Consider the following 18,423-nt stretch of genomic DNA (forward strand, 5'->3'; position numbering starts at 1 on the left):
CCTGTACCGAGGTCTCTCGGTACAGGGGTTTCCCTTTTATCGTCCGTACCTTCTCAATGCACGGTCACCATCGTGGCCCCGAAGCCATACTCGCGAAACGAGGCATCTTGACAGGTGCAGTTCTTGTACTTGTCGCGTATCTCCTTCAACAGCGCATTACGCAGCACCCCCTCGCCCTTGCCGTGAATGAAGACAATCTTGCGGCCCTTGGCGTGCCGGTACTGGTCGAGCGTCTCGCGCACCTTGTCGAGCTGGTAGTTGAGAATATCCGAGTTGGAGAGTCCGGCCGTCGTGTCGAGCAGTGCCGAAGCGTGCAAATCCACCTCGATGATACCGGGCTTTTCGGCATGCCGGGTCACCGGTTTACGCACCGGATTGTCAACCTGCTTCTTCATCTTCATGGCCCGTTCGAGGTCCGAAGCATCGAAGAGCATGGGGCGCACGGGCACATCGTTCTTCACCAGGTCGATGCACCACGACGGCTCATCGAAATAGAGACTTTCGCGGAAGGTGTGCAGCTTGTAGAACTTGGTCGTGTCGAGCCGATACTCCACCGCCACGGGGCTCTTCAAGGCAAAGTGCTTGTCTTTTTTGAAGGCGATGTACTGGATACAGATGCGTTCGAGCGCATTGACATCTTCCTGCCCGAACTCTTCGAGCAGCAACTGGATATTGGGCTCGATTACCCCGGCATAGCGGGTGCGCCACCCTTCGTCGTCGCGGCTGAGGTAGGCAAAGTAGAGGTAGTAGTTGCTGTCGTTGACCAGATAACACGAGAAGCGGGTCGTATTCAGGTGCTTGCTCTCGTCGGGCACATAGGCCAGCGTGATGTTCAGCTGCTCACCCTCGGGACGCTCCTCGACAGCGAGGTCGTCCTCCTCGTCGGCCGGTTGAGCAAAAGTCCCCTTCTCGACAGGCGACACCTCCACCACCTTCGAGGCCGGTACGGGAGCACTCTTTTTGGCCGGTTCGGCCGGTTCTACCACCACGCACTCGCGGGCCAGTACCGGGGTCTCGAAACCATCTTCATCGACATAGGCTATATCTTTCACGATTCTCACCACTACCCCGCCTCCTACGGCATTGAGGTAGCGCACTCTATCTCCTACTTTTACCATAATATCATCATTTTAAAGAGTCTCGCGATTCGCCGGCGGCTTGTGATTTCGCTGCCGCAAACCGTACTATATTCGGCAAAGTTGCTTATTTTTGCACGATATTCAAAACAGATTATGATAAAAACTCAGAATATTCGCATCGAGGATTTCAACTATCCTCTGCCCGACGAACGCATTGCCAAGTTCCCCCTCGCCCGGCGCGACCAATCCAAACTGCTGGTCTACCGCCAGGGACAAATCGAGGAGCACCACTTCTACGACCTGCCCGACGTGCTGCCGGCCGACAGCCTGCTGGTTTTCAACAACACCCGGGTGATACAGGCCCGGCTCCACTTCCGCAAGGAGACCGGCGCCCTCATCGAGGTCTTCTGCCTCGAACCGCTTGACCCGCACGAATATGCCCTCTCGTTCCAGTCGACCCGGTCGTGTTCGTGGCTCTGCCTCATCGGCAACGCGAAGAAATGGAAGAGCGGCCCCCTCACGCAGGAGGTTGAAATAGACGGTAAAACCGTACGCTTCACCGCCGAGCGGGGCGTGCCCCACGGCAACGCCTGCGAGGTGCGCTTCTCGTGGGACAACCCCGAGGTGACCTTCGCCGCGCTGCTCGACCATGCGGGCGAACTGCCCATACCTCCCTACCTCAACCGGGAGACCGAGGAGAGCGACAAGACCACCTATCAGACGGTCTACTCCAAAATCGAAGGGTCGGTAGCGGCTCCCACCGCCGGACTCCATTTCACCCCCGAGGTACTGGCTGCCCTGCGCGACAAAGGGATACCCGAACTCGAACTCACCCTGCACGTGGGTGCCGGCACCTTCAAGCCGGTGAAGAGCGAGACCCTCGAAGGGCACGAGATGCACACCGAGTACATCTCGGTAAACCGCGACCTCATCGACACCCTGGCCCGCACCGACCGCCGCGTGGTAGCCGTGGGAACCACCTCGGTACGCACGCTCGAAAGCCTCTACTACATCGGCAAGATGCTGGCTACCAATCCCGATGCCGAGCCACACGACCTCGTCGTGAGCCAGTGGCAACCCTACGACGGCAGCCCCGACATCGACCCGCGCGAGGCCCTCGCACACATCGTCGACTACCTCGACCGCCACGGCATGACGCGCCTCGTCACTGCCACCCAGATTATCATCGCCCCGGGCTACCGTTACCACATCGTGCAGGGCATGATTACCAACTTCCACCAACCGCAAAGCACCCTGCTGTTGCTGGTATCGGCCTTTGTCGACGGACGCTGGCGCGAGATTTACGACTACGCCCTGGCACACGGCTTCCGGTTCCTCAGCTACGGCGACAGTTCGCTGCTGCTCCCGTGACATTCGCCACGGCAACCACACAATAAAACGGCAAAAAATACGTATCTATATTAGTATCGGTACGCACGAATGAGGAGGCGGGTAATGCCACCCGTCGCCATTGTCGTCGTCCCACGAGACAGAGATGAAGATAAAGACGGTATTTTGGGGATTGGCTGTGGCCGGCGTGTTGGCGTCGTGCTCGGGGGCAAAACTAAGCGTTGCCAACGAGCAATACGCCCGGGGCGAATATTACGATGCCGCCCAGACCTACCGCAAAGTGTACGGCAAGACCAACCCGCGCAAGGAGCGCAAGCTGCGGGGCGAGATTGCCTTCAAGATGGGCGAATGCTACCGACGCATCAACATGGCTCCACGCAGCGCGGCAGCCTACCAGAATGCCATACGATACGACTACCCCGACAGCATGGCACTCTTCTACCTGGCCCGCAGCCAGCAGTTCGAGGGCAAGTACAAGGAGGCCATCAAGAACTACCAGGCCTTTCTCGAAACCAATCCCCTCAGCACCCTGGCCAAGAACGGCATCAGAGGCTGCAACCTCGCCACCCAGTGGAAAGAGAATCCCACCCGCTACGTAGTCAAGAAGGCCTCGATACTCAACTCGCGCCGTAGCGACTTCTCGCCCATGTATCTGGGCACCGACTACGACCAGATCTACTTTACCTCATCGACCGAAAAGGCGCTGGGTAAAAACAAAAGCGGAATCACCGGCACCAAAAACAGCGACATCTACTTCTCCAAGAAAGACGAGCGGGGTGCCTGGCAAAAACCCGAACCCGTCGAGGGCGAGGTCAATACCGAAGACGACGAAGGGGTCATCAGTTTCAGCCCCGACGGCACCACCATGTACCTGAGCAAGGCCCGTCGCGAACCCAATGCCGACACCTCGGTCGAGATTTATACCTCGACCCGCACGGGTGCCCAGTGGAGCGCGGCCAAGAAATATGAAATCACGGCCGATACCCTCTCGGCCTTCGGCCACCCGGCCGTATCGCCCGATGGCCAATACCTCTATTTCGTCTCCGACATGCCGGGCGGATACGGGGGGAAAGACCTGTGGCGCATCTCGCTCACCGAGAAGGAGGGCACCCTCGAAAATCTGGGCGTACAGATCAACACCCCGGGCGACGAGATGTTCCCCTACATTCGCAGCAACGGCGACCTCTATTTCGCCTCCGACGGCCACCCGGGCATGGGCGGACTCGACATCTTCCGCGCCCGCATGAACGACTCGGGCATGTGGCAAATCGAGAACATGAAATACCCCATCAACTCGTCGGCCGACGATTTCGGTATCACCTTCGGCGAAGAGGAGACCGGTTTCTTCTCGTCGAACCGGGGCGACGGCCGGGGCTACGACAACATCTACACCTTCGAGCTTCCCTCGATTCGGGTGTGGATCAGCGGCACGGTGCTCGACAAGGACGACGAGCCGGTGCCCGATGCCATTATCCGCATCGTGGGCAACGACGGGTCAAACCAGAAGGAGTTTGCCCGCAAGGACGGCAGCTTCCGGTTCAAGCTCGACCGGGGTGTGCACTACGTGATGCTCGCCACCTGCCGGGGCTACCTCAACTCCAAGCAGGAGTTCATCTCCGACTCCGAAGAGAAAGATGCCGAGTATGGGGTCAACTTCGTGCTCGCCTCCATCAGCAAACCCATTCTCATCGAGAATATCTTCTACGATTTCGACCAGGCCACGCTGCGTCCCGAGTCGGAAGCCTCGCTCAACGAGCTGGTCAAGATGCTCAACGACAACCCCAACGTATCGATCGAGCTGGGGGCTCACACCGACATGAAGGGCAGCGAGCAGTACAACCAGCGGCTCTCCGACCGACGGGCCCAGTCGGTAGTCGACTACCTCATCAAGTCGGGCATCGACCCCCGCCGCCTGCAACCCAAAGGCTACGGCGAGAGCAAGCCCAAGGTCATCACCAAGAAACTGGCCTCCCAATACCCGCAGTTCAAGGAGGGCGATGTGCTCACCGAGGAATATATCAACAGCCTCACTCCCGAGGACCAGGAGATTGCCAACCAGATAAACCGGCGTACCGAATTCCAGGTACTGTCGATTACCTGGAACCTGTACTAATCATGATGTGCGAGGCGGTATTCGAGGCGGAACCCAGAACGACATTCGATGATACGACAAGGGACGCACCGATGGTGCGTCCCTTGTCGTATACTGTAACCTTCCACGCACACCGTGCGAAGTGGCGGCAGGGAGCAACCCTTACCGCAGTTTCAACCGGTCGCCCACCGAAGGGATATAGTCGTCGGGGAGCTTGTTCATTTTGTAGAGATTTTTCAGGCGAATGCCATACCGCTGGGCAATGGAGTGCATCGAATCGCCCGAACGGACCACCGTGTAGTCATACCCCTTCTCGGCCTTCTTCTTTTTCTTTTCGAGGTAGACAATGTCGCCATTCTCCAAGGGATAGTCGCGGGGCACCTCGTTATATCCAGCCAGCTTCTTGGCCGAGAAACCAAACTCCTGCGCAATCGACTCGAAGGTATCGCCGTTGCGGGCCTCGATATAGAGCAATCCCCACGAGCGATACACCGGATGCGGATTTTCCACCTCGACGGGCGGGAGATCCTGCACGCGGATAGGCTTGAATTTCGGGCGGTCGTATTGGTAGAGTTCATAGAGTTCGATAGTCTGTATCAGCTTGTTGGCATACGACCGGTCGGTGGCATAGCCACATTGTTTCAACCCCTTGGCCCAGCCCCGGTAGTCGGTCACCTTCAACTCGAAGAGCGAGGCATAGCGGGGACGTTTCAAGAACTTGGCATGGTCGTCAAAAGAGTCCTCGGGCGAGTCGTATTTGCGGAAACAGTCGTCCTTACGGTCGTCGTCGTGATAGACGCGCTTCCCCTTCCAGTCGCTGTGGCACTTGATGCCAAAGTGGTTGTTCGACTTGCGGGCCAGCTCGCTGCGTCCCGCCCCCGATTCGAGCAACCCCTGCGCCAGCGTGATGCTGGCCGGAATGCCATACTGTTTCTGATGCTTGATGGCTATCGATTTATATTGTTCGATATAGTCGAGATAAATTTTGTTTTTACGCTGGGCCGAAAGAGGGGCCAACGCCAGAATAAGAAACAGAAGGGTAACAAGGTATCTGAATTTCATCATGTATCTGAATCTAAAAATGGACGATAAAAAATTCCTGTTCTCAAAAATTTCGCTATATTTGTTACTCGAATAGAGGAGGCGGATCGGTCAAGTCAAATCGCAAGCGAATTTCCCGGTTGACCCTCTGCTCTCACCTGTTCCTGTATCAGTCAAAGCAAATAATAACCCGCTTAACCCCAATTATGGAAAACAAAAATATCACCACAAAGATAATAGTTTGCTCGTATGAAGAGCTAAACGACGAGGAGAAAAAGTTGGTCGATGCCGCCAAAGAGGCCTCCAACCGTTCCTATGCCCCCTATTCCCGTTTTCAGGTAGGGGCTGCCGTGCGTCTGGCCGGCGGAGTGCTGGTCTCGGGCAGCAACCAGGAGAATGCCGCCTACCCGTCGGGCACTTGTGCCGAACGCACCACCCTCTTCTATGCCAACTCGCAATACCCCGACCGGGCTGTCGAGGCACTGGCCATCGCCGCCCAGACGGGAGAAAAATTCATCGAGCACCCCACCGCTCCCTGCGGGGCCTGCCGCCAGGTGATACTCGAAACCGAGGAGCGTTACCGCCACCCCATTCGCATCTACCTCTACGGGACCAACGAGGTCTATATCGTCGACTCGATAGTGGGACTGCTGCCCCTCTGCTTCGGCAAAAGCGACCTGCCCGAATAGAGACACCCCGCCAGGCCGAAACAAGACGGCACCCGACAGAGACGAGACCTCAATGAGAAATCTCGATTTTCATTTGTCCCGTCCCTCACTTTTTCGTACTTTTGAAGAATAGAATCCGCCGCCACGATGCGGCCCTCTTCCGCACGGGAGTAGTAGCTCTGCACGGCCGTTCCCGCAAGGAAAAGTGAAGAACAGAACTTGAATACGCGATATGGACAACTATATTGTTTCGGCACGGAAATACCGCCCCTCGACTTTCCGGTCGGTGGTCGGACAAAAGGCGCTTACCCAAACCCTTAAAAACGCCATCGACTCGAAGAAGCTGGCCCACGCCTACCTCTTCTGCGGTCCCCGGGGGGTGGGCAAAACCTCGTGTGCCCGCATCTTTGCCAAGACAATCAACTGTTTCCACCCCACCGAATCGGGCGAAGCCTGCAACGAATGCGAGTCGTGCCGGGCCTTCAACGAGCAGCGTTCCTACAACATTATCGAGCTCGATGCCGCCTCGAACAACTCGGTCGACGACATTCGCACCCTCATCGACCAGGTGCGTATCCCACCCCAGGTGGGACAATACAAGGTCTTCATCATCGACGAGGTGCACATGCTCTCGGCCGCAGCCTTCAACGCCTTCTTGAAGACACTCGAAGAGCCGCCCCACCACGCCATCTTCATCTTGGCCACCACCGAGAAGCACAAGATTCTGCCCACCATTCTCTCACGGTGCCAGGTCTATGACTTCCAGCGTATCACTACGGCCGACATTGCCGAGCATCTGCAATATGTCGCTTCGCAAGAGGGCATCACCGCCGAACCCGAAGCGCTCGACATCATCGCCCAAAAGGCCGACGGGGGTATGCGCGACGCCCTCTCGATATTCGACCAGGTGGTGAGTTTCACGGGCGGACACATCACCTACAAGGCCGTCATCGAAAACCTCAACGTACTCGACTACGAATACTACTTCCGACTGGTCGATGCCTTCCTGCAAGGCAACGTACCGCAAGCGCTCCTCATTTTCAAGGAGGTACGCGACCACGGCTTCGAGGGACAGTTTTTCATCGGCGGGTTGAGCCGTCACCTGCGCGACCTGCTGGTGAGCAAAGACCCTTCGACCCTGCCGCTGCTCGAAGTGAGTGCCTCGGTGGCCCAACGTTATGGCGAACAGGCTCAAAAGTGCTCGCTCGCCTTCCTCTACCGGGCCATGGAGTTGAGCAACCGCTGCGACCTCGACTACCGCATCAGCAACAACAAGCAGTTCCTGGTGGAGCTGACCCTGATACAAATCTGCCAGATTATTCACCCGGTCGGCTCCACCCCTCAGGAACCGCCTCTGCAAAAAATAAATCCACCCACACCGGGCAACGTGCCGCAACCGGCACCGGCCGCACAACCGCAGCCCCAGAACCGTCCGGCCTCACAACCCCAGGCCCAAGCCCCACACCAGCCTCAGGCACAGGCTCAGCCGGCCCCTCAAACCGCTACGGCCGAACCGCAGGCGACCTACCGTCCGGCCACGATACGCCCGACGGCTCCGACACACAAACCGGCTGCCGCGGCCCCGGCTGCCCAATCGAGAAAAGCGGCTCCCGTGCGCATCTCCATTCACCAGAAACCGGCCGAGGCTGCTCCGGCCGAACAGGCCGCCGCGGCACAAGCGGTACTCGACACCCCCTTTACCGAGGAGGCGCTCAACACAGCCTGGCTGGCATACACCCAGACCATTCCCACCGAGGTGGTGCTGGTCAACACCATGCAGAGCTGCCGACCCAAACTGCTCGACCCCCGCACCTTTGTCGTCTCGGTCGACTCGCAAATTCAGGTCAACTGCATCAACGAGCATTTTCACGAACTGATGTCTTTCCTGCAAAACGCGTTGAAAAACAACCAGTTCTCCATGCAGCTGCGCATTAACCAGCCGGGTGAAAAAGAGATTATTTTCAGCCCCAAAGACGTGTTGAAAAAGATGATCGAGAAGAACCCCGACATCAAAAACCTCTACGATACCTTCGACCTCGAAATCGCCTGAAGGCAACGCCTCTCCCGCCGTCGGTTACAGCGGTATGCCGTATTCGTGTTTCACCTCGTCCATCACAAAGGTACTCATGAGCGACCCCATACTCTCGATAGTCCCCAGCACATTGAGGATAAACTCCTGATAGTATTTCATATCGGGGGCATGGATTTTGAGCAGATAATCATAGTCGCCCGAGATGTTATAGCACTCGGTCACCTCGGGAATCTCGCGCACGATGCGAGTAAACTCGGTAGCAATGTCACGGTTGAGCCGGATCAGCTTCACACTGCAAAAAACCACAAAGCCGCGGTTCAGCTTGGCCGGGTCGAGCACAGCCACATACTTCTTGATATAGCCGTTGGCTTCGAGCCGTTTCACCCGCTCGAATACCGGCGTAGGCGACAGGTTGACCCGCGACGCCAGCTCCTTGGTGGTAAGACGCGAGTTTGTTTGCAATACACGCAGAATCTGCAAGTCGGTTTTGTCCAGTATCTCCATAGAACACCATTCTCCGGGTCGTGACTCCCGGACTATAAAACAAACAATTTATTCTTGACAATCGCCCAAATATAGATATATTCTCCTTATTATTCGATTTTCTTGTATGATATTTTTCAAATAAATAGTTTTGTACAGTAAAATTATTCTACTCACCCGATAAAAACCAGACAGAATATGGACCCGAAAAAATTGCACTTCGAGACTTTACAACTCCATGTGGGACAAGAGCAACCCGACCCCGCCACCGACGCCCGGGCCGTCCCCATCTACCAGACCACCTCCTACGTGTTCAGCGACTCGGCCCACGCCGCCGCACGCTTCGACCTGAAAGAGCCGGGCAACATCTACGGCCGACTGGGCAACCCCACGCAAGATGTACTCGAACGACGCATCGCCGCCCTCGAAGGGGGTGTAGCCGCCCTGGCCGTCGCCTCGGGAGCCGCCGCCGTGACCTACACCTTCCAGAACCTCGCCGTCGCCGGCGACCACATCGTCGCGGCCAACACCATCTACGGCGGCACCTACAACCTGCTCGACCACACGTTGCCCGCCTACGGGGTCACCACCACCTTTGTCGACCCGGCCGACCTCTCGAATTTCGAGCAGGCCATACGGCCCAACACCAAAGCCATCTTCATCGAGACACTGGGCAACCCCAACTCGGGTATCATCGACATCGACGCCGTAGCCGGGATAGCACACCGCCACCACATTCCACTCGTCATCGACAACACCTTCGGCACCCCCTACCTCATACGCCCCATCGAACATGGTGCCGACATCGTAGTCCACTCGGCCACCAAGTTCATCGGCGGTCACGGCACCTCGCTGGGCGGCATCATCGTCGACTCGGGCCGTTTCGACTGGGCCGCCTCCGGCAAGTTTCCCCAACTGAGCGAACCCGACCCCAGTTACCACGGAGCCCGCTTCATCGACGTGGCCGGCCCAGCCGCCTTCGTCACCCGCATACGGGCCGTCATTCTGCGCGACACCGGTGCCGCCATCAGCCCCTTCAACGCATTCCTGCTGTTGCAGGGGCTCGAAACCCTCTCGCTGCGGGTCGAACGTCATGTCGAGAATGCCCTGCGGGTAGTCGAATTCCTCGCCCGTCACCCCAAGGTAAAGAAGGTCAACCACCCGGCTCTGCCCGACCACCCCGACCACGCCCTCTACGAGCGTTACTTCCCCCACGGAGCCGGCTCGATATTCACCTTCGAAATCAAGGGCGGCGAGGCCGAAGCTCACCGGTTCATCGACAGCCTCGAAATCTTCTCGCTGCTGGCCAACGTGGCCGATGTGAAATCGCTGGTCATTCACCCTGCATCGACCACCCACGCTCAACTGACCAACCGCGAGAAGGCCGAGCAGGCCATCTACCCCGGCACCATACGCCTCTCCATCGGCACCGAACATATCGACGACCTCATCGCCGACCTGTCGCAAGCCCTGGAAAAAGTATAACACACTCTTAATCATACAAGCGAAGCCCCCAACCGAGACTTGTCCCGATTGGGGGCTTCTTGCCAAATAACATCATCGCCTGCCCGATTGTTTCCTTCTACTCAGAGAAATGTCAGATGCGCGCGAAATCATACGCCCACGACGACCACACAGGAGGCTCCACAACAACGCCTTATTCAACCCCGAACTTGTAGATACAGGTGCTCGAATAGGTCTCGCCCGGACGAAGCACTACCGAGGGGTAGTTGGGTTGGTTGGGCGAATCGGGGTAGTGCTGTGTCTCTACACAGATGGCAGCCCGCCGAGGATAGGCGATACCCCGCTTTCCCTTCACCTTGCCGTCGAGGAAATTACCCGTATAGAACTGGATACCCGGCTCAGTCGTATAGACTTCGAGTACGATGCCGGTCGTGGGGTCGCTGATGCGACAGGCCACTTTCGACAAATCGCCGCCGGTCGACAGAACCATATTGTGGTCATACCCCATTCCGTTCTTCAACTGTTCGTCATCGGCATCAATATCGCGCCCCACCGTCTTGCCGGCCCGGAAATCAAACGGCGTCCCCTCGACCGGACGAATCTCGCCCCATGTCATGAAGGTGCTGTCGATGGGCGTAAAGCCGTCGGCACAGAACTGCACCGTCTCGTCCAGAATATCGTGGGCCGGGTTGCCGCTCAGGTTGAAATAGGAGTGGTTGGTCAGGTTCACGATGGTAGGCTTGTCGGTCGTGGCCGTATATTGCAGCCGCAGTGCATTGTCCGAAGTCAACGTATAAACCACCTTCACATCGAGGTTGCCGGGGAAGCCGGCCTCGCCGTCGGGACTTTGCAAGGTCAGTTCAAGCGTGGTGTCGTTAGGTTGCACGGCATTCCACACACTGTGGTGAAATCCCTTGGGCCCCCCGTGCAGACAATGTCCGTAGTTGTTTTGCGGCAGTTGATACTCCACCCCGTCGAGGGTGAAACGACCCTGAGCGATGCGGTTGCCATAGCGGCCGATCAGAGCGCCGAAATTCCCGTCGATATGGATATAGTCGGCAATGGAGTCATGTCCCAGCACCACGTCGCGATACTGGTTGTCGCGGTCGGGAACCATGACCGACACGATACGCCCGCCGTAATTGGTCACACACACCTCCATGCCCGACTGGTTTTCCAGTACATAGAGTTTCACCGGTTTCCCGTCGACGGTAGTCTCGAACTTCGAGCGGTCCAGGCCCGATTTCGTCACCCCTTCCGTGTCCGATTTCGAAGTGCAGGCAGCCAGCAATACAACCCATGCCCCTGCCCAAATCAGTTTACTGTTCATAAATGTATTTTATTTATCCGACAATCATTTATCCAGCGAGTGGCAAATGCGGGAGTTGATTTCCCGAATGCGATCTTCGTCCATCTTCACCACCTTACGGTCGTAGGTCATGATACCGTTTACCTCCACCTCCACATCGGTCGTTTGGGTATAAACAGCACCGGTAAAGCCTCGCTCAATCAGGTCGAGCAGCTCCTCGCCATACTTGACATACTGGTCGGTCACCTCTTTCGACGATTTGAACTGTATGTATCCCCAGTTACGGTCGGGAGTCCACAGATGACCTTCCATCGGGAAGCCTATACCTCCATACTCACCCAACACGTTGGCCCGATGGGTATCATACAGATACATGCTCGGACCGGGATAGTGGTGCAGGTCGAGTATGTCGCCGCACATGAAGAAGTTTCCGCCACTGGCCGAGTTGACCAATCGGGAGGGGTCGTATTGCTGAGTCCACTCGGTAATCTCAACCGTCTTGAACTGCCCCCAGGCTTCGTTGAAAGGCACCCAGGTCGAGATGCAGGGATAGGAATAAAGGTAATCGATAATCTCTTTCCACTCCCTCCGGTAATTGGCCTCGGACTCGGCGCTCCGCTCAAACTCGGAACCCTTGAAGTAGGAGCGGTTCTGCCATTCGCAGCACTTCTCACCACTGGGCATATCCTGCCATACAATCATGCCGATACGGTCGCAGTAAGTGTACCACAAAGCCGGTTCCACCTTCACATGCTTACGTATCATGTTGAAGCCCCAATCCTTGGTCTTCTTCACATCATAAATCATCGCCTCGTAGCTGGGAGCCGTGTAGAGACCATCGGGCCACCAACCCTGGTCGAGCGGACCGAAATGGAAAATATCGCGGTTGTTCAACTGGAAGCGCATGATACCCTTATCGTCTCGTTTCATCGAATACTTGCGCATGGCCGCATAACTCGAAACCCGGTCTACCACCTTGCCGTCGCGCAAGATATTCACCTGCAAGTCATACAGGTAGGGAGAGTCGGGCGACCACAGTTTCACATCTTCGGGCATGGCCACCTCTACGGCCTGGCCGTTCACACTACGGCCGCTTGCCACCTCCTTGCCCCCGTCGAGGACAATCACTTCGGCCACAACCGAAGCAGCGTCGGCCGAAGTCTCCACTCCTACGGAGAGCACGTTTCGGTCGATATCGGGCAAGATTCGCAAATTCTCGATATGCATGTCGGCTACCGGTTCCAGCCACACCGTCTGCCAAATGCCACTCACCGGCGTGTACCAGATACCTTCGGGGTTATTCACCTGTTTGCCACGAGGCTGATACCCCGCATCGGTCGAGTCGTAAACCCGAACAACCAAGGTGTTGGAACCGCTCTTCTTCAAAGCCGGGGTAATGTCGAACGTGAACGGTGTGTAGCCACCCTTGTGCATACCCACCTTCACATCATTCACCCACACGTCGGCCTGCCAGTCGACCGCTCCGAAATGCAACAGCACATGCCGGCCACGCCATTTTGAGGGCACCGTGAAATCACGTTTATACCACAGAGCCTCCTCTTTGCCCAATTGTTTGCCGACACCCGACAAACTCGACTCCACGGCAAAGGGCACGAGAATCTCACCCTCATACTGCCGGGGCATGGCTGCACTCTTCGGCTCTATGGCATAGCTCCACAACCCGTTGAGGTTGGCCCACTCGCCCCGTTCCATGATGGGACGCGGATACTCGTTCCACACTTGATTGACATCGATATTCTCGCCCCACGACGTCTTGATGCGATCGCCTGCCGGAGCATACTGGGCCCACACCACCGTGGCGGCCGCCCACATTCCACATGCTAAAAAAACAGATTTCATATTCATATATCTCTTATTTTTTCTCACTTCAAAAAAGCATTGTATATGATTTCAGAATTGTCGCTATCTGATTTAAACAAATTTCTGTTCTACATAACTATAACGTGAGTTCGATGAATTATACCTATTTGTAAATTTGGTGATTAGCGAAAATTGTTGTAACTTTATAGTGTTCAATTACAAAGTATTACAAACAATAATCGCTATGATCACCGAGGACAAAGTTACAGAATTATTTTGTATGGCGGACGACTTCTGCAAGTTTTTTGATGCAATGATGGAAAAATATACGCTGAAATCAGGCACCAAGCGGCGTTATCACCGCGATTCGACTATGTCAAAGGCAGAAATTATGTTGATTATGATATTGTTCCATGACTCCGGCTACCGTTGTCTGAAACATTTCTATCTGGAAAAAGTATGCAGACATCTGCGCCACCTCTTCCCAAAGATTGTTTCATACAACCGTTTTGTGGAGCTTGAAAAAGAAGTGGCAGTACCATTGGCTCTTTTCATTAAGAAAGTGTTGCTTGGAAAATGCACAGGCATAAGTTTCGTGGACAGCACCCCGTTGCGGGTATGCAGGAATCAAAGGATACATATCCACGAGGTATTCAAGGGTATAGCCCAAAGGGGCAAGTGTTCCATGGGATGGTTTTTCGGTTTCAAACTGCATTTGATATGTAACGAGAAAGGCGAGCTGCTGAACTTCATGATAACTCCGGGTGATGTCGATGACAGGAAACCGTTGGAGTATAAGGCGTTTGTCGAATTCATCTACGGAAAGTTGGTTGCAGACAAGGGCTATATCGGCAAGAACCTCTTCCGACGCATGTTTGTTGACGGTATACAGCTTATTACAAAACTCAAAAGTAACATGAAGGGGGCTTTGATGAGTGTGTCGGACAAATTGCTGCTTAGGAAACGGGCTATTATAGAGACGGTAAACGACGAATTGAAAAACATTGCGCAAGTGGAGCATTCCAGACACAGAAGTTTTGACAATTTCATCGTAAACATACTGGGGGCGATTGCGGCGTACTGCATGTTTCCAAAAAAGCCGTGTATCAATGTACAACGTACATTTGACACACAGCTTGCTTTGTTTTGAATTCGTCGAATTCACGTTAACTATACAACGAATCGTAGCACTCCCCATAGACACGCTATCTATTTCTATTCGTTGTCACAAATATAGTCTACCAATCGCGGGGCCAATATAAATAACGTGAGTTCGATATAAAGATTGAAATTATCAGTTTGAAAATTAGGAACATAGCGATAAAAGCATTAAATTTATAGTGCTCAATTATAACATTTAAGCGACTACCACTATGTTCTCAGAGGCTAAAGTTACGGAGATTTTTTGTATGGCGGATGATTTTTGCAAGGAATTTGCCAAAACACAGGAAAAATATATGGTTGAAGACAAGAATCATAAGCATCGGAATAAGCCGAACCGGATGAGTGATGCGGAAATCATGGTCATCCTAGTCCTGTTCCACTCGGGAGGCTTCAGATGTTTCAAGCATTACTACAAAGAATATGTATGCAAACATCTGACGCATCTCTTTCCCAGACGTGTGTCCTATAACCGTTTTGTAGAACTGGAAAAGGAAGTCCTGCTGCAGCTGACCATTTTCATCAAGGAAGTCCTGTTGGGTACTTGTACCGGTATCAGCTTTGTGGATTCCACACCGCTGCGTGTATGCCGAAACCAACGCATATTGATTCACAAGACTTTTAAGGGTCTCGCCGAACGTGGAAAATGCTCCATGGGATGGTTCTTCGGGTTTAAGCTTCACCTGATCATCAACGATAAGGGTGAAATTCTCAATTTCATGTTTACTCCGGGAAATGTGGATGACCGTGAACCGCTGAAACAGACAAAGTTCCTGAAGAACATCAAGGGCAAACTGTGTGCGGACAAGGGGTATATCGGGCAAACCTTGTTCGAGAACCTATTTCTTAACGGCATACAGTTGATAACCAAAGTGAAGAACAACATGAAGAACTCCCTGATGAGCATAGCGGACAAAATCCTGCTGAGAAAACGAGCTTTGATTGAAACAGTCAATGACGAGTTAAAGAACATCGCCCAGATTGAACACTCCAGACACCGTTCCTTCAATAACTTTATTGCCAACTCGCTCTCTGCCATAGCTGCATACTGCTTCTTTGAAAAGAAGCCCGCCATTGACGTACGTTTTGTCAAAGACGGACAACTCACGATGTTTTAATTTATATCGAACTCACGTTAAATAATCTTCCAAAAAATACCTCTTTTCTTCCAAATCAATCATTTCAGGACAAACTATCACGTTCGAATTGTTATTCTTGACAAAAAATTATTTGACAGTAATCGAGTAAGACTTATATCGAAAGCCCAAAGTACAATTAGACTCATTTTGACAAGTCTACTCATTTATAAAATTTATGACATAAAGCAGAATGACGGGACTCTTTTTGAAAGAGCCCCGTCATTCTGTACAATAAATTCATCTGGTCCTTACTGCTGGTTGAGCAGGAAATGCTTGAAGGCATTAAAGCCCACGGGCATCAGGATACTCTGCTTCTCGCCCTGCATGAAATCGCGCAGTTTCTCGGGAACCGGGACAGGTTCGCCAATGGCCGACTCGACCGTGTCGAGAAATTTGGCCGGGTGGGCCGTTTCGAGACAAATGCCAATTTCGCCGGGCTGCAACCCGTCGACCAGCGCCTGATAACCACAGGCCCCGTGGGGATCGAGCAGATATTGCTCGTTGCGGAAGGTATCGTGCATGGTGCGACGTATCTGGTCGTCGGTATAACTTACACCGCTGATATCGGCACAGATAGCCTCGTGCGAATGTCCGTAGAGGTCGAGTATGCGGGCAAAATTGCTGGGGTCACCCACGTCCATGGCATTGGCGATGGTCGCTACCGAGGGGCGCGGCGTATAGACGCCCGTGCTCAGGTATTGCAGGAAGACGTCGTTACGGTTGTTGGCCGCGATGAAACGCTTCACGGGGAGCCCCATGCGCTTGGCGATGAGTCCGGCCGTGAGGTTGCCAAAGTTGCCGCTGGGCACGCTGAACACCACCTGCTCGGGGTGCTCGACCATGCCGCACAACTGGGCATAGGCATAGAAATAGTAGAACGACTGGGGCAGGAAACGGGCCACGTTGATGGAGTTGGCCGAGGTGAGATAGAGTTTCTCGTTCAGCTCGGGGTCCATAAAGGCTCTCTTCACCAGCGCCTGACAGTCGTCGAAGGTCCCGCTCACCTCCAAGGCGGTGATGTTGTGACCCAACGTGGTGAACTGCTTCTCCTGAATCTCGCTCACCTTGCCCTGCGGATAGAGGACAAAGACCTTCACCCCGGGCACATCGAGGAAACCGTTGGCCACGGCACTGCCGGTATCGCCCGAAGTGGCCACCAGCACATTGACCTGTCGCTTCTCCTGCCGGTTGAAATACCCGAGCAGACGGGCCATGAAGCGGGCACCCACATCTTTGAAAGCCAAGGTAGGGCCATGGAACAGTTCCAGACTATACCGGTTGTCGGCCACCCGCACCAGCGGAATATCAAAGTTGAGGGCATCGTAGACAATCTCTTTCAACTTGTCGGCCTCGACATCTTCACCAAAGAAAGCCTCGGCCACCACAAACGAGATTTCGCGCAGCGTCATCTCCTTCATGTTCTGGTAAAAGGCCGGGGGGAACCGGCGAATTACCTCGGGCATATAAAGCCCCTTATCGGCTGCCAGCCCCTTGACCACAGCATCGTGCAGGGAGACTGGCGACGTTTTTTTGTTCGTACTGTAAAACTTCATCACGCTTCTATTTATTCTCGAAAGAACTCTTTCATAAATTCATCGCCCGCCAGCGACCCGTAAGCCCCACAAGCGGCACTGAACTCGTCGTAGCAGTCGACTCCGTCGGGCTCTACCCCGGGTTTGTAGATGACAAACGGTACGGGGGCTGCCGTGTGCGTGCGCACTCGACAAGGTGTGGGGTGGTCGGGCAAGAGGGCAATGGCCACCGGTTCGTCCATCTGACGCACCGCCTCGATGAGCGGTTGCAGCACGCGACGGTCCAGATACTCGATCGTGCGGAGCTTCAACGCCACATCACCTTCATGGCCTGCCTCGTCGCTGGCCTCGATATGCAAATATACAAAATCATGTGCATATAGTGCATCGATTGCAGCCTGAACTTTTCCCTCATAATTGGTATCGTAGAGTCCGGTCGCTCCCTCGACCTCGACAGGCTGCAAACCGGCATAGACACCGATACCCCGAATGAGGTCGACAGCCGAAATGACCACACCGCTTCGTATGCCGTAGCGCTGGGCCAGCGTCTCCATGCGGGGCTTGTAACCCGGCGACCAGGGCCAAATGCTGTTGGCGGGGTCTTTCCCCTCGGCCACCCGCCGCAGGTTCACGGGGTGGGAGGGCAGAATCTGTTGCGAGCGCAGAATCAGGTCGTTCAGCCGGTCGGCCGTAGCCGAAGCCTCGGGCACCAGCGGGCGCACCATCACATCGCGGAAGGGGGTACCGGGCACATCGTGCGGCGGGGTACAGTCGACCCGCTTGTCGCCCCCTTTGAGTTTGAGCAGGTGGCGATACGACACCCCCCGGAAGAAGTGGACCTCGTCGTCGTCCAACTCCCGTTGCAGGAAGTCGATGAGTTCGGCAGCCTCGGCCGTAGAGATATGACCGGCCGAGTGGTTCTTGATTACACCGTTCTCAATGCAGATGAGGTTGCAGCGCATGGCCATCTCGCCCGGCTCGATGTCGACCCCCATGCTGGCCGCCTCCAACGAGCCCCGCCCCTCGAACACCCGGTCGAGGTCGTACCCCAGCACCGCCAGATTGGCGATTTCGCTACCCGGGTGATACCCTTCGGGCACGGTTTTGAGCCGGCCGCAGCGGCCGTGAGCCGCCAGCCAATCCATCGCAGGCGTATGAGCCGCCTGCAAAGGGGTACGTCCCCCCAGTTCTTCCACGGGCTCGTCGGCCATGCCGTCGCCCAGTACAATGATATGCTTCATGACGAATATCG

General features: G+C 55.0%; 14 protein-coding genes. 7 read left to right on the forward strand and 7 right to left on the reverse strand.

Annotation, left to right across the window (positions count from 1 at the left end):
• Nucleotides 1–53: 53 nt before the first annotated feature.
• Nucleotides 54–1,118: a DUF2027 domain-containing protein gene (locus tag BARVI_RS05780; RefSeq protein WP_025278331.1), complete on the reverse strand. Its 1,065-nt coding sequence runs from the start codon at nt 1,116–1,118 to the stop codon at nt 54–56.
• 114 nt (nt 1,119–1,232) lie between these two features.
• On the opposite strand from BARVI_RS05780, the gene BARVI_RS05785 reads away from it, so the two are divergent.
• A complete protein-coding gene (locus BARVI_RS05785) occupies nt 1,233–2,450 on the forward strand; it encodes an S-adenosylmethionine:tRNA ribosyltransferase-isomerase (RefSeq protein ID WP_025278332.1) in 1,218 nt (405 codons plus the stop codon).
• A 124-nt stretch (nt 2,451–2,574) separates the two neighbouring features.
• On the forward strand, nt 2,575–4,542 hold the full coding sequence (gene porE, locus BARVI_RS05790) for a PorE family type IX secretion system protein (RefSeq protein WP_025278333.1): 1,968 nt from the start codon (nt 2,575–2,577) through the stop codon (nt 4,540–4,542).
• Nucleotides 4,543–4,683: 141 nt separating this feature from the next.
• Here the strand turns inward: porE and BARVI_RS05795 are convergent, their stop codons facing one another.
• On the reverse strand, nt 4,684–5,583 hold the full coding sequence (locus BARVI_RS05795) for a glucosaminidase domain-containing protein (protein WP_051401146.1): 900 nt from the start codon (nt 5,581–5,583) through the stop codon (nt 4,684–4,686).
• Between the two features lie 185 nt (nt 5,584–5,768).
• On the opposite strand from BARVI_RS05795, the gene BARVI_RS05800 reads away from it, so the two are divergent.
• Together BARVI_RS05800 and BARVI_RS05805 are read left to right on the forward strand one after the other, a co-directional pair.
• Nucleotides 5,769–6,251: a cytidine deaminase gene (locus BARVI_RS05800; protein ID WP_025278335.1), complete on the forward strand. Its 483-nt coding sequence runs from the start codon at nt 5,769–5,771 to the stop codon at nt 6,249–6,251.
• 211 nt (nt 6,252–6,462) lie between these two features.
• A complete protein-coding gene (locus BARVI_RS05805) occupies nt 6,463–8,280 on the forward strand; it encodes a DNA polymerase III subunit gamma/tau (protein WP_025278336.1) in 1,818 nt (605 codons plus the stop codon).
• A gap of 24 nt (nt 8,281–8,304) precedes the next feature.
• Here BARVI_RS05805 and BARVI_RS05810 read toward each other — a convergent pair whose 3' ends face one another.
• Entirely contained in the window at nt 8,305–8,766 is a 462-nt protein-coding gene (locus BARVI_RS05810) for an Lrp/AsnC family transcriptional regulator (protein ID WP_025278337.1), read from the reverse strand.
• Nucleotides 8,767–8,943: 177 nt separating this feature from the next.
• Here BARVI_RS05810 and BARVI_RS05815 point away from each other — a divergent pair, with 177 nt between their 5' ends.
• Entirely contained in the window at nt 8,944–10,230 is a 1,287-nt protein-coding gene (locus BARVI_RS05815) for an O-acetylhomoserine aminocarboxypropyltransferase/cysteine synthase family protein (RefSeq protein WP_025278338.1), read from the forward strand.
• Between the two features lie 172 nt (nt 10,231–10,402).
• On the opposite strand, the gene BARVI_RS05820 is transcribed toward BARVI_RS05815, so the two are convergent.
• Nucleotides 10,403–11,539 carry an aldose epimerase family protein gene (locus BARVI_RS05820; protein WP_025277774.1) on the reverse strand — a complete coding sequence of 379 codons (1,137 nt, stop codon included), beginning with the start codon at nt 11,537–11,539 and terminating at the stop codon, nt 10,403–10,405.
• Nucleotides 11,540–11,563: 24 nt separating this feature from the next.
• The gene (locus BARVI_RS05825) at nt 11,564–13,378 is read right to left on the reverse strand and encodes a glycoside hydrolase family 2 protein (RefSeq protein WP_025278339.1); all 1,815 of its coding nucleotides are present in this window, start codon (nt 13,376–13,378) and stop codon (nt 11,564–11,566) included.
• 205 nt (nt 13,379–13,583) lie between these two features.
• Between BARVI_RS05825 and BARVI_RS05830 the strand changes: the two genes are divergently transcribed.
• A complete protein-coding gene (locus BARVI_RS05830; RefSeq protein ID WP_025278340.1) occupies nt 13,584–14,489 on the forward strand; it encodes an IS982 family transposase in 906 nt (301 codons plus the stop codon).
• A 223-nt stretch (nt 14,490–14,712) separates the two neighbouring features.
• Nucleotides 14,713–15,618, forward strand: a complete 906-nt coding sequence (locus BARVI_RS05835; protein WP_025277710.1) for an IS982 family transposase — start codon at nt 14,713–14,715, stop codon at nt 15,616–15,618.
• Nucleotides 15,619–15,887: 269 nt separating this feature from the next.
• On the opposite strand, the gene thrC is transcribed toward BARVI_RS05835, so the two are convergent.
• Nucleotides 15,888–17,192: a threonine synthase gene (thrC, locus tag BARVI_RS05840; protein ID WP_025278341.1), complete on the reverse strand. Its 1,305-nt coding sequence runs from the start codon at nt 17,190–17,192 to the stop codon at nt 15,888–15,890.
• Between the two features lie 11 nt (nt 17,193–17,203).
• On the reverse strand, nt 17,204–18,412 hold the full coding sequence (locus BARVI_RS05845; RefSeq protein WP_025278342.1) for a cofactor-independent phosphoglycerate mutase: 1,209 nt from the start codon (nt 18,410–18,412) through the stop codon (nt 17,204–17,206).
• Nucleotides 18,413–18,423 lie beyond the last annotated feature (11 nt).

It is taken from the genome of Barnesiella viscericola DSM 18177, assembly GCF_000512915.1.
Classification (GTDB): Bacteria; Bacteroidota; Bacteroidia; order Bacteroidales; family Barnesiellaceae; genus Barnesiella; species Barnesiella viscericola.

What these genes read in the sequence shown, in the direction of transcription:
- BARVI_RS05835 (WP_025277710.1), top strand. Translation starts at nt 14,713, where the DNA reads ATGTTCTCAGAGGCTAAAGTTACGGAGATTTTTTGTATGGCGGATGAT.
- BARVI_RS05800 (WP_025278335.1), top strand. Translation starts at nt 5,769, where the DNA reads ATGGAAAACAAAAATATCACCACAAAGATAATAGTTTGCTCGTATGAA.
- porE (WP_025278333.1), top strand. Translation starts at nt 2,575, where the DNA reads ATGAAGATAAAGACGGTATTTTGGGGATTGGCTGTGGCCGGCGTGTTG.
- BARVI_RS05810 (WP_025278337.1), bottom strand. Translation starts at nt 8,766, where the DNA reads ATGGAGATACTGGACAAAACCGACTTGCAGATTCTGCGTGTATTGCAA.
- BARVI_RS05780 (WP_025278331.1), bottom strand. Translation starts at nt 1,118, where the DNA reads ATGGTAAAAGTAGGAGATAGAGTGCGCTACCTCAATGCCGTAGGAGGC.
- BARVI_RS05805 (WP_025278336.1), top strand. Translation starts at nt 6,463, where the DNA reads ATGGACAACTATATTGTTTCGGCACGGAAATACCGCCCCTCGACTTTC.
- BARVI_RS05845 (WP_025278342.1), bottom strand. Translation starts at nt 18,412, where the DNA reads ATGAAGCATATCATTGTACTGGGCGACGGCATGGCCGACGAGCCCGTG.
- BARVI_RS05795 (WP_051401146.1), bottom strand. Translation starts at nt 5,583, where the DNA reads ATGAAATTCAGATACCTTGTTACCCTTCTGTTTCTTATTCTGGCGTTG.
- thrC (WP_025278341.1), bottom strand. Translation starts at nt 17,192, where the DNA reads ATGAAGTTTTACAGTACGAACAAAAAAACGTCGCCAGTCTCCCTGCAC.
- BARVI_RS05785 (WP_025278332.1), top strand. Translation starts at nt 1,233, where the DNA reads ATGATAAAAACTCAGAATATTCGCATCGAGGATTTCAACTATCCTCTG.
- BARVI_RS05830 (WP_025278340.1), top strand. Translation starts at nt 13,584, where the DNA reads ATGATCACCGAGGACAAAGTTACAGAATTATTTTGTATGGCGGACGAC.
- BARVI_RS05825 (WP_025278339.1), bottom strand. Translation starts at nt 13,378, where the DNA reads ATGAAATCTGTTTTTTTAGCATGTGGAATGTGGGCGGCCGCCACGGTG.
- BARVI_RS05815 (WP_025278338.1), top strand. Translation starts at nt 8,944, where the DNA reads ATGGACCCGAAAAAATTGCACTTCGAGACTTTACAACTCCATGTGGGA.
- BARVI_RS05820 (WP_025277774.1), bottom strand. Translation starts at nt 11,539, where the DNA reads ATGAACAGTAAACTGATTTGGGCAGGGGCATGGGTTGTATTGCTGGCT.